The 10,409-nt window shown below is 61.9% G+C and carries 9 protein-coding genes and 1 pseudogene; 2 read left to right on the forward strand and 8 right to left on the reverse strand.

The window, feature by feature from the left end; genetic code table 11:
• Positions 1–524: 524 nt before the first annotated feature.
• On the reverse strand, positions 525–1,544 hold the full coding sequence (locus tag GCT13_RS45460) for a YecA/YgfB family protein (RefSeq protein ID WP_087740253.1): 1,020 nt from the start codon (positions 1,542–1,544) through the stop codon (positions 525–527).
• Positions 1,545–2,138: 594 nt separating this feature from the next.
• Here GCT13_RS45460 and GCT13_RS45465 point away from each other — a divergent pair.
• Entirely contained in the window at positions 2,139–3,335 is a 1,197-nt protein-coding gene (locus GCT13_RS45465) for a pectate lyase family protein (protein WP_087740254.1), read from the forward strand.
• A gap of 182 nt (positions 3,336–3,517) precedes the next feature.
• On the opposite strand, the gene GCT13_RS50300 is transcribed toward GCT13_RS45465, so the two are convergent.
• The 7 genes from GCT13_RS50300 to GCT13_RS48965 all read right to left on the reverse strand — a co-directional run bounded on the left by GCT13_RS50300 (position 3,518) and on the right by GCT13_RS48965 (position 9,981).
• Complete coding sequence (locus GCT13_RS50300) at positions 3,518–3,841, reverse strand: hypothetical protein (RefSeq protein WP_162497913.1); 324 nt, start codon at positions 3,839–3,841, stop codon at positions 3,518–3,520.
• A 226-nt stretch (positions 3,842–4,067) separates the two neighbouring features.
• Positions 4,068–4,556, reverse strand: a complete 489-nt coding sequence (locus GCT13_RS50305; protein ID WP_143811226.1) for an aminotransferase class III-fold pyridoxal phosphate-dependent enzyme — start codon at positions 4,554–4,556, stop codon at positions 4,068–4,070.
• 91 nt (positions 4,557–4,647) lie between these two features.
• Entirely contained in the window at positions 4,648–7,023 is a 2,376-nt protein-coding gene (gene hypF / locus GCT13_RS45480; protein WP_087740256.1) for a carbamoyltransferase HypF, read from the reverse strand.
• On the reverse strand, positions 7,017–8,042 hold the full coding sequence (hypE, locus tag GCT13_RS45485; protein ID WP_087740257.1) for a hydrogenase expression/formation protein HypE: 1,026 nt from the start codon (positions 8,040–8,042) through the stop codon (positions 7,017–7,019). Before hypE ends, hypF begins: the two co-directional genes overlap by 7 nt.
• An 82-nt stretch (positions 8,043–8,124) precedes the next feature.
• Entirely contained in the window at positions 8,125–8,712 is a 588-nt protein-coding gene (locus tag GCT13_RS45490; RefSeq protein ID WP_087740260.1) for an isochorismatase family cysteine hydrolase, read from the reverse strand.
• 356 nt (positions 8,713–9,068) lie between these two features.
• Positions 9,069–9,686: a GNAT family N-acetyltransferase gene (locus tag GCT13_RS45500; protein WP_087740258.1), complete on the reverse strand. Its 618-nt coding sequence runs from the start codon at positions 9,684–9,686 to the stop codon at positions 9,069–9,071.
• Between the two features lie 148 nt (positions 9,687–9,834).
• Complete coding sequence (locus tag GCT13_RS48965) at positions 9,835–9,981, reverse strand: hypothetical protein (RefSeq protein ID WP_160111880.1); 147 nt, start codon at positions 9,979–9,981, stop codon at positions 9,835–9,837.
• Between the two features lie 240 nt (positions 9,982–10,221).
• On the opposite strand from GCT13_RS48965, the pseudogene GCT13_RS45505 reads away from it, so the two are divergent.
• Positions 10,222–10,409 (forward strand): annotated as a pseudogene (locus GCT13_RS45505) (IS110 family transposase); the annotation flags it as partial.

Raw genomic sequence — 10,409 nt, forward strand, 5'->3', positions numbered from 1 at the left:
AGTCCCCTGTGTCCGGTTGAGAAACCGTGACCTCCTCGCCTTCTGACGTGGTGCATAAAGACGTGACATAGCGGGCGCCAAAGTCGCGCCACCATGCCCACGCAGGCGGCAGTGCACGCCCTATGGTTGCGCTCCCCAGATAGAGCAGCCCATGACCCGTGCCGCGCCTGAAGGAAGCGCCTAGCGCAACGTCATCTGGCAAGGGAGGCGCATCGACGTCCGGCGCTGCAAGGAGGTGGCCCGCCGGTGTGATTTTGGGCGCGAGACAATCGCTATCGGTCAAAGACATGGATGGTCGATGGGGAAGTACCAGGTTCGATTGCAGGCGGCAAATAGCCTTGCGTGCAGATCACGTAATATCTTGCGCCCCGGGAAAAACTGCGATTCCTGATCATGGTGCTGGGCTTCCGCCGGCATGTTGTACGGCCTTGCCGGATGAAGCTTCTGTCCGTGCCGCACAAAGTTTGACCCGCAGGCTGCGGCGACCGGGCCTTTGCTCAGGGCGCAAGACGGGTCAAGAGCGGTCAGTGCTTCGTCACGTGCTCCGGTACGCCTGCTGTTACCGATGCAATGCCATGCGAGCTGATGGTGTTCAACGCTTCTGCCAGCGCGGCTCCGTCGGTCGGAAACGGGTCGCCCCAGACTGTTGATGTTCCGTGCGAGTCGATGATTTCCAGGATCCAGCCATCGCGGCTGTCGTTTCCGGCCCGATAGACGTGCACATCGACAGACGTGCTTTCGCGAGTGACGCTGGTAGACAGTGGGGACAATGCAAGCGGGTGAAACGCATCTTCCGTCGTCCGGCCGAGCGAATCGACAAGGAACAGGTCTTCGGACTCGTTCCCGTCTTGCGCATCCAGATCGCTGCGTCCGGCATGCTTGCCCGTCCTGTCTTTCGGCCTTGAAACCGCCGGGATCATGTTCGGCCGCTCGCCCTGTTCCATCAGTTTTCGGCGCTCCTCACCCCAGTATCGATGGATATTGAGCGCTGCGGCCGTGAGCAGGTTTGCGAATGACCGACGTTGCTCGACGGTGTAATCTCGCTGCCCCAGTGCCTGGTATCCGGAGGCTGTTCCAAACAACAGGATGACATTGAACCACTCGGGGTGTCGTTCGATCAGCAGCTCCCAGGCCTCCCGATCGATTTCGATGCCTTTGCAATAGCCCTCGCACCACTCGTCGAGGACGATAATCTCTTCACCCTGCCACTCGGTCGTGTGCAGCGGAGGTTCGAACAGATCGGGACACTGATTCAGGGCGTTGTTGATGTCGTTCCAGTATTGAATGATCAGTCCGGTAATCTTGCGTGCCCGACCGGCTGATAAAAATCTGGGCTGACGTGTTGCGTGCCGCGCATCCCAGATCCACGGAAGAACCGCACTCGGCATGACCATGCTCGGTCCAGAGATGACGGCGGTCAGAAAGCCGTGCAACATGACGGCGTCCATCGCATCGTCGCAAACGGCATTGCTCGAAAGAAAGCATTCGAGCACACCAAACTCTTCGTCAGTCAGCGGATCGTCAAATTCGGGATCGAGATTCATGATATTCCCACGGTGGTACACGGTAGACGCGATGCTGATCGCCTGTGTATGTCACTGTCGCCGACATGCAACTCGATGCAGCGCTTGCACGCAACCATTTCGGCGGGCGCCGGGAGGCCAACATTTTACCCGATGGGGTGACGTGCAAATCGGACTGCTGTCGGTAGGCGATGAAATTCTTTTGGGCGCATGTCGCTAACCCCTGTGATCGATAGAGATGCGTTTTCTGGAGAAACTCCAGTTTCGCGAAAGCGCCTCCCCATTGTTACGGCACCTATAACATACCGACGCCAGTCACCGGCTTCCAACCTCCTTCCCCGATGCGCCGTCAGTGTCCGCCGTGCGTGCCGGATACGCAGACTATGGCAAGCCAAAAATATTACATAGGAATCCTTTCGCGCTCACGGGCATGACTTCCCGCCGTCACAATCCTGGGTGCTCGCAGGGCTGCGTTAACATTCACGTTGCCGATGCGCGCATCAGATTGCGCAGCCTGATGCGGGCGTGCACCGATGTTTGAACCGAATGCACCTTGGGCCGGAATCTGCCCATTGCCGGCTCCTAACTTTATGCGTTCTCGAATGGAAGAAACGAATGAACTGGCGGCTACTCAGGACAATATTAATCGCAAATCTGCTGTGCGCTCGTGGTAGCGCACATGGGACGTCTTCTGCGCCAGATCCCTCAGCAGAGATAGGCTCGCGGTCCACTGAGGCAGCAATCACCGCGCGCCTGCCGACGAACACCGGCGGGTTCGCAACGGCGACCGGGTCAGACGATTCCGCCGTCACGGTTGCCAGCCTCGCTGATCTGCTGGCCGCATTCAACGCGCGACAGCACCACATCCTCGTCAAGGGGGAAATCTACGGCGGGCCGCGACTGACGACCGTCACCTTCGCCAGCACGGACTGGGACAACACCACGATCGAAGGCGCCAGCGGAGGCAGTGCAGTGCTGAAAAACATCCAGCTCAAATTTGACGGCGAAATGCTGCCGGCAGGCAAGAACATCCAGAATGTCGTGATCAGGAACATCACTTTTCATGGCGTTATCCGGGACCTTCAGGCCCTGCCTGCCCAGGTTTACGGCACATCCAGCAACGCCGGCATCAATTATGAAGGCGTGTCGCTTCGACGGGTCACCAATGCGTGGATCGATCATTGTGCCTTCTACGATACGAGCGACGACCTAATGAGCGTGACACTGTCATCGGATAAGGTGACGGTTTCCTATAGCCGGTTCTATTTCACCAGCGAATGGCTGACGATGCACCCCGATCCCATGTGGAACTGGGCGGGCAAGAACCAAGACTTGGCCAATGAACGTCTGACGATGGTGATTGGCGCAAACCGGCAGGATTCCTATGAATATGGAGGGAACAGGCTGCATGTCACGTTGCACCACAACCAGTTCGGCCCGAACCTGAAGGGACGTCCGCTGCTGCGGGGCTGGATTCACGCCTACGACAACTATTTCGATAACGGGGCGACACCCACTGGCCTCACGGCGGCTGGGTCAGACGAGACCCAGTACAACGCTCTGCAGATTGGCAGCGGCGGCGTTGTGTATTCGGAAAACAACTATTTTTTCAGGACAAACCAGAGCATTCAGGTTGGCCTGGATTCGCCGGGCGACGTCTACGCTTTCCATGAGAACGCAAACCGGTACGACCAGACCACCGGCAGATCGGCAAAGGGCGAGGCTTTTTCACTCGCACCCGTCGGTTACGCGTATCGGGCCGCGACAGCTTCATCTATTCTCAAAGCTGTGCAGACCTTCGGTCCTCGCTAGCGGCAGGCATGAACAGGACGACTGCCCGGTGGCTGTTGGATTTGTCTCACGGGCATCGACGTCAGTAAAGGCCGATGCTCGCCAGCGACGTATCGCGGGGCGCCGCAATATTCGTTCGCAGATCGGGATTCCCCGCCGTGCAACACGCAACGGTGATCGGTATGTGCTGGCGGGAGCGCGTTTCACTTCAGGGTGAAAGTGAGGGTTCCGTATTCAGGCCAGTCGAAGCCCCCGCTGTTGGGTCCGTAATCGCCCCGCCGGCCCTCTGGTCTTACCTTGGCCGCAAAGGCTTCAATGTCGGGCGCGTCGAACTTCTTCGCGATGACGTAGTGGTTGTAGAGAAGCTCCCAGATGGTCGTATGTCGCCGCAGTCCGCGTTGGAGATCGTCGGCTACCTGACGTCGCTTTCCTGATACAGCACTTCGGACAGCGGAAAGCCGCCGCCAATGGCCTTCGAGATCAGGGTCGCATCGGGCACGATGCACCGCCAGCTCTAACGCGAACATCGTTCTGGTCCGGCCGAATCCCGTCTGAATCGTCGATCACGAGTGGGATGCCGAAACGTTCGGTAAGGTCGCGCGCCCCCGTAGTCACGAGGCCGGCGCTGGAATCACCCCGCCTTCACCCAGCACCGCCTCGACGATGACCGCGGCAGGCGCGACGATGCCGCTTTCGGGATCATTCAGCACGCGCTCGATGTACGCTAGCGAGAGTGCTTCCGTACCCGACCCGTCAGTGCCGAAGAGGCAGCGGTACGCAATGCACGTCCGGCATCAGCGATGCGACGTCCGTCTTCGCGTTCAGGTTGCCCGTCAGGGCGAGCGCACCCGCGGTCATGCCATGATAGCCGCCGTGAAACGCCAGCACCGAGCGCCGGCCGGTGGCCGTCTTCATCAGCTTGACGACGGCCTCGGTCGCGTCCGAGCCGGACGGCCCGCAGAACTGGATGCGGGCCTGCTGCGCGAATGTTTCTGGCAGCGCGTCGAACGGCGCTTCGATGAAGCAACTCTTCGCGGGCGTCGTGAGGTCGAGCGCCTGGAGCAGTTGGTCGGACTGAAGATATTCAATGACGCGGTCGCAGACGTACGGGTGGTTGTGGCTCAGCGCCAGCGTGCCGGCGCGAGACAGGCAGTCGAGACACTCCTTCCCATCGCTGTCGGCCACGTGCGCGCCCCGGCCTTTCACGAACACGCGGCCCAGCGCGTTCGGATAGGTGCGCACGCGGGCGTTGCCGAACTAACTCGAACATATCGGGTAGATCGAACAATTCAGCATCTGGTCCGTTCATCGGTACAATCCCTGAAAGAGCCATTTATATGACGGCCCTGCGTTCCGCTGTGATTCTCGCGCTCGCGACGACCGCTTGCCCGAGTGCAATACCGCCGTCGTTGGTCGGCACGTCGCGATGCGCATGTACGTCGAAGCCTCGCCGCCGAAGTTCGACCAGCGCATTCACCAGCAGGAATTCATTCAGGAACACGCCGCCGCTCAGCACGACCGTGTCGAGCGCATGCCGGCTGCGCAGCAGGTCGCACAGCGACGCAATCGCCAGTACGATCGTCGAATGAAAGCGCCGGCTGATCGTCGCCAGCTCGACGCTACCGGCAGTATCCGACACGACCTGCCGCACGAGCGGCCGGTAGTCAAGCTCGACCGGCGCGTCGGCGGACGGGTCAAAAGCGTAACGATACGGTTCGCTCATCGCCAGATCGCGCGCAAGCAGCCCCTCGAATTCGATCGGCCCGTGCGCTTCATATTCCGCCCGCGAGCAAACGCCCGCCAGCGCCGCGACGCCGTCGAACAACCGCCCCATGCTCGACGCGCGCGTCACGTTGATGCCCTTCCGCCACATCGTCGCGTACACGTGCCGCGCTTCATGGCCAAGCGCCGCAAGCGCGGGCACGCTCGCCAGCATGCCTTCATCGCCGTCGAACGATTCGAGCGCAAGTGCGAGTGCCGTGCGCACCGGTTCATGCACCGCCTTGTCGCCGCCCAGCAGCGACAGGTAACGCAAGTGTCCCTCGCGCTGCACCGCCCGCGCGTCGCCGATGAAAAACTCGCCGCCCCAGATCGTGCCGTCGAGGCCGTAGCCGGCGCCGTCCAGAATCACGCCGATGGCCGGCCCATTGAGCCCGTTGTCGGCGAGGCACGACGCCATGTGTGCATGGTGATGCTGGACCTGCTGACGCGACACATGTGTGTCCGACGCGAGCCGGGTCGACCGAAACGACGGATGCAGATCGCAGGCGGCCACTGTAGGCTTCACGCGATACAGATCGGCCAAGTGCGACGCGATCGTCTGATGCGAACGAAACGTGTCGTCGTTGCCGAGATCGCCGATATGCTGGCTCACATAGATTCGCTCGCGATCCGTGAGCGCGACTGTCGTCTTCAGTTCCGCGCCATAGGCGACTACTGGCGCCATCGAGCGACCGGCTTCTATTACGTATGGCGCGAAGCCTCGCGCGCGCCGCAGGAAACTGACCTGCGGTTCGGGCAACTGCGGGTGGTTCGAGCAACGAATCACGGAGTCGTCGATGCGAATCTCGATGTCGCGGTCATTCAGCAGCACCAGGTCGGACACCTCGAACAAGCGCGCGAGCGCCTCCTCGTTGCGATACGCAATCGGAAATCCGGACACGTTTCCGCTCGTCATCACCAGTGCCGGCAGGTCGGGATCGGACAGCAGCAGGTAATGCAGCGGCGCCGACGGCAGCATCACGCCGAGGTTCGGATTGCGCGGTGCGACGTTCTCCGCGAGGCCACCGCCGTCCAACTTGCGCAGCAGCACGATTGGCCGGCCGGGCGACCTCAGCCATTGCGCCTCAAGTTCGCTGCAGTCGGTCCAGCGCCGGGCCGTCTCGACCGACGCCATCATCAGCGCGAACGACTTCGAGTTGCGGCGCTTGCGGTCGCGCAGCCGCGCAATCGCGTCCGGATTGCGCGCGTCCACGACGAGATGAAAACCGCCGACGCTCTTGACCGCGACCGTCAGGCCCGTGCGCAACGCGTCGATCGCCGCGCGCAACGCGTCGTCGCCGGCCGACAGCATCCGGTCGGCATCATATAGCTCCACCCGCGGCCCGCATTCCGGACACGCGTTCGGTTGCGCGTGATAGCGGCGGTTGGACGGATCGCGGTACTCCGCCTCGCACCGCGTACACATCGTGAACGCGCGCATCGTCGTATTGACGCGATCGTACGGAATCGCCTTGATCAGCGAGAAGCGCGGCCCGCAGTTTGTACAGTTAATGAAGGGATAGCGATAGCGCCGGTTGGCCGGATCTGCCATCTCGCCCAAGCAGGCATCGCACACGTGCGAATCCGCAGGCAGTTGCGCTAGGTGGCTGCCGCTACGCTCGCTGTCCCGGATCACGAAGCGTTCCGTCGCGTCATGCAGCGGCGCGACGCAGTGCGACTGCAGCGACGCTACGCGCGCAAGTGGCGGCAATTCCGAGCGTAGTGCCGTAGCGAAATCGGCCAGTGCGTGCGCGTCGCCCTCCACCTCCATCAGTACACCGTCGGCATCGTTCAGCACCCAGCCGCGCAACGCGCGCGACGTCGCAATCCGGTACACGAACGGCCGGAAGCCGACGCCCTGCACCACGCCGGTAACACGCACGCGCCATCGAATCGGCCCGTTCGCGCCGGCGTGCGGAGCGACGGCGGTTGCGTTGCCGGTCAGCATAGGCGCGGCAACTCCGCGCCCGCCAGTTCCTCAATCGTGCGCAGCTCGCCGTTGCGGGTGCGCATGACGACTGCGCGATCGCCCGCGTCGCGCACCTCGCCGATCTCGACCGCCTGCCTGCCGTATGGATGACCGCGCAGCACCGTTAGCACCTGCTCGACATGCTCCGGCGCGACGAACAGGCAAAGGCAGCCTTCGTTCGCCATGTTGATCGGATCGACGCCGAGCATATCGGCCGCCATCGCGGTCTCCGCCTGGATCGGTAGGTCGGCTTCACGAATTTCGATCGTCGAATCGAGCGCGGACGCATATTCGTGCATCACGGCCGACAGGCCGCCGCGCGTGACGTCGCGCACCGAGCGCAGCGCGCTTTCCGGCATCGCGTCAAACAGCACGGCCAGCATACGGTTGAGCGGCGCGCAATCGCTCAGCACGCGCGTCTCAAATCCGAGCCCTTCGCGAATCGACAACAGGTGGATCGTGTGATTGCCGATCCACCCGCTCAGGATCACACGATCGCCCGGCCGCACCTGCTTCATCCGCAGTGGAGCGCGCCCGAAGAATCCAATGCCCGTCGTGTTGATGAAGATCCGATCCGCCTCGCCCTTGCCGACGACCTTCGTATCGCCCGCGACGATCTTGACGTTCGATTCGCGCGCCGTGTCGCGAATCGACTCCAGCACCCGCACAAGCGTGCTCAACGGCAGGCCCGTCTCGAGAATCAGCGCGAGCGACAGGAACTTCGGTGTCGCCCCCATCACCGCCAGATCGTTGACGGTGCCGCACACCGCAATCTTGCCGATGTCGCCGTTGCCGAACAGCGGTGGATCGACGACGAACGAATCCGTCGTCATCGCGAGGCGTCTACCGTCGACGTCGAGCAGCGCGCTGTCCTCCATTTCGCCGATATAGGTATCGTCCAGCACCGACACGATCATTTCTACCAGTTCGCGGCTCAGTTTGGCACCCGTGCCGTGGTCGAGCACGATCGTCGAGCGCGAAAGATCATTGATATTCATGGATCCTTCAATCGAAAGTTTTTGGATGAATGCGCTCGTCCGCCTGCCGCGTGCGCGGCACCGCGCCCGGCGAGCCCGTGCGTCAAGGCGTCTTGATCACCTTGCGAGGCAGGTGACCGAACTCGTCGATCGTGCGCAGTACCTCGGTCGAATCGGTCACAGTCGCGCAATAGCCGTCGAGCCATTCGAGCGCTCGCTTCTTGTCCGCTTCCTGCGCGGAGACGACACAGTCGGACGGCACCCAGATGTTGTATCCACGAAAGAACGCATCCGCCGCCGTGGTCTGCACGCAGATCTGCGTCTGCATGCCGGTCACTACCACGGTGTCGACGCCGCGCGCCTGGAGCATTTCGTGAAGATCTGTCTCGTAAAAGCCGCTGTCCTTATTCTTTTCGACGACCAGATCCGATTCGGCGAGGAACTCGGAGATTATCTGTGCGCCTTCGCTACCTTTCGTCACAGGCAGATAGCCGTTGTACCGCTCGGCATTCGCGTCGTCTTCTCGATTGATGAGTTGCAGGTGCACGATGTCACAGCCGCGCTTCCGCATGCCGTCGAGAAACCGGCAGAAATCGTCCTTCGCGTCGGCCACGGCGCGAATACGCTCGGGATTCTTGTTGACCAGCTCGTACTGCATATCATTCGTCAGAACCGCAATTTTCCTTGCCATGTCATGCATTCCTGTAGGACTGTGAGTGACGGCCACGGTCGCGGTCACGGCCGCAGCGGCGTCGATGGTTGTTTTCGTTACGCCGGCGCCCGCACGGCGCGCGTCGAGCACCACGCGGTCGATCGTGTAGGCCGATCGCGAGCACGATCGCCTTCGCGTGGCGCCGACGGGTCGCACCGGAATCGCAGGGCCAGCCACTTGATCAGCCGCGTCGCCGCGTAGGTCATCCCGAAGCTGCAGATGCCGTGCATCACGCGTGCGCGGCCCGCGATCCACGGCCCGAACGCATGGCTCGCATAAGCGGCCCACGCACCCTGCACGCACATCGCGCGGAGCGACGCCAACGTGGGCCGGCGTCATTCGTCCTGCTGGACGGACGTGATTTCGAACTCGGACTCGCCGAGAATCGGCGTGTCTGGGCGGTGCCAGAACGTTTTCGTGCGCTGCTGGTATGCGATCACGTCGTCCACGTACGCGCGAAGAAAATAACCCGTGATCATGCGGCCGTTCACGCGCGCGAAGTCGTCGAGTCGGCCGTACTCGACGAAACCAAGACGACGCCATAGCTGCTCGGCCTTACCATCGCTGCGTACATCAATGACGATCATTTCGCAGCCCATCTTCTTCACACGTTCGAGCGCAAGCCGCCAGCCGTTGAGCACGAACCGCCCTCGATACCCAGGCTCGATCACGCAGCGCTTCATTTCGACGATGTGTCGCCGCGCGGGCAACGCTTGACGCGCGAGAGTCAGCATGCCAACGATCCGACCGCCCGGCCGCTCGCGTGCGATCAGCAGGTCGACCGCGCGCGCGCGGAGGTCGGCATCGAGAGACTCCATCATCGCGAGACCGGTCGACGCGGTGATGGGCTCGAAGAATCCGAGCGTCGTCTCGCGCGTCGATACCGTATTCATCAGGTCGACCAGCTCGGTCATGTCCTGTCGCGACAACGACGACGGCCATTCGAATGTCATAGAGCCCTCATGCAGGGAACTACCGGATCAGGGGAATCGCGCCGCGGCGACGCATCGCGCGCTGCGCGGAGGACGGCGTGCAGCTCACGCGAGCGCGCCGCTTTCGGCCACAGTGGTGATCGCCGCGACCGGTGCCCTCATAGCCGTCTCAGGGATTCGGTGCCGGCACGCGCACGCTGTGCGCGACTTCAACGAAGTAAGACACGAACGGCTCGTTGAGCTTGACGAGGTGTTCGACGAGGCGCGCTTCGTCCGCCGGGTGTTGATCGTGCGCGTGATCATGTTCCAGAACCATATTGACGTGATCGTTGTGCGCTCACCTGAGGAGTACGGAGCATAATCGCATCGATCATCCTAACGCGCAATGAAGAAAGTGGATGGAATTGACTTGCATCAGGCCGATGTCTACCGTCCGGTGGAAATACGGTGCGTGGTGCCGGATCTGATAATCATGTAGCCGGCCTCACGCCGTTGCCGTAGGGCGGCGGGCGTAAAGTCAGGGTTGGTCCACCCACTTGACGCACAGGAGGCCGGCATGGACAAGTTTAGTGGAATCGACCTTCATTCGAACAACAGCGTAGTTGTGGTCAGCGATGACGCTGACCGGGTGCTCTACCAACGGCGCTTGCCGAACGATCCCATCCAGATCCGGGCAGCACTGGCACCGCACCGCGAAGATCTCGTGGGCGTGGTCATCGAAGCAACGTACAACTGGTACTGGCT

Source organism: Paraburkholderia franconis (assembly GCF_009362735.1).
GTDB classification, from domain to species: Bacteria; Pseudomonadota; Gammaproteobacteria; order Burkholderiales; family Burkholderiaceae; genus Paraburkholderia; species Paraburkholderia franconis.

Excerpts from the sequence above, each read along its gene's own strand:
- GCT13_RS45460 (WP_087740253.1), bottom strand. The coding sequence starts at position 1,544 with ATGAATCTCGATCCCGAATTTGACGATCCGCTGACTGACGAAGAGTTT.
- GCT13_RS45465 (WP_087740254.1), top strand. The coding sequence starts at position 2,139 with ATGAACTGGCGGCTACTCAGGACAATATTAATCGCAAATCTGCTGTGC.
- GCT13_RS50300 (WP_162497913.1), bottom strand. The coding sequence starts at position 3,841 with ATGTTCGCGTTAGAGCTGGCGGTGCATCGTGCCCGATGCGACCCTGAT.
- hypF (WP_087740256.1), bottom strand. The coding sequence starts at position 7,023 with ATGCTGACCGGCAACGCAACCGCCGTCGCTCCGCACGCCGGCGCGAAC.
- hypE (WP_087740257.1), bottom strand. The coding sequence starts at position 8,042 with ATGAATATCAATGATCTTTCGCGCTCGACGATCGTGCTCGACCACGGC.
- GCT13_RS45490 (WP_087740260.1), bottom strand. The coding sequence starts at position 8,712 with ATGGCAAGGAAAATTGCGGTTCTGACGAATGATATGCAGTACGAGCTG.
- GCT13_RS45500 (WP_087740258.1), bottom strand. The coding sequence starts at position 9,686 with ATGACATTCGAATGGCCGTCGTCGTTGTCGCGACAGGACATGACCGAG.
- GCT13_RS48965 (WP_160111880.1), bottom strand. The coding sequence starts at position 9,981 with ATGGTTCTGGAACATGATCACGCGCACGATCAACACCCGGCGGACGAA.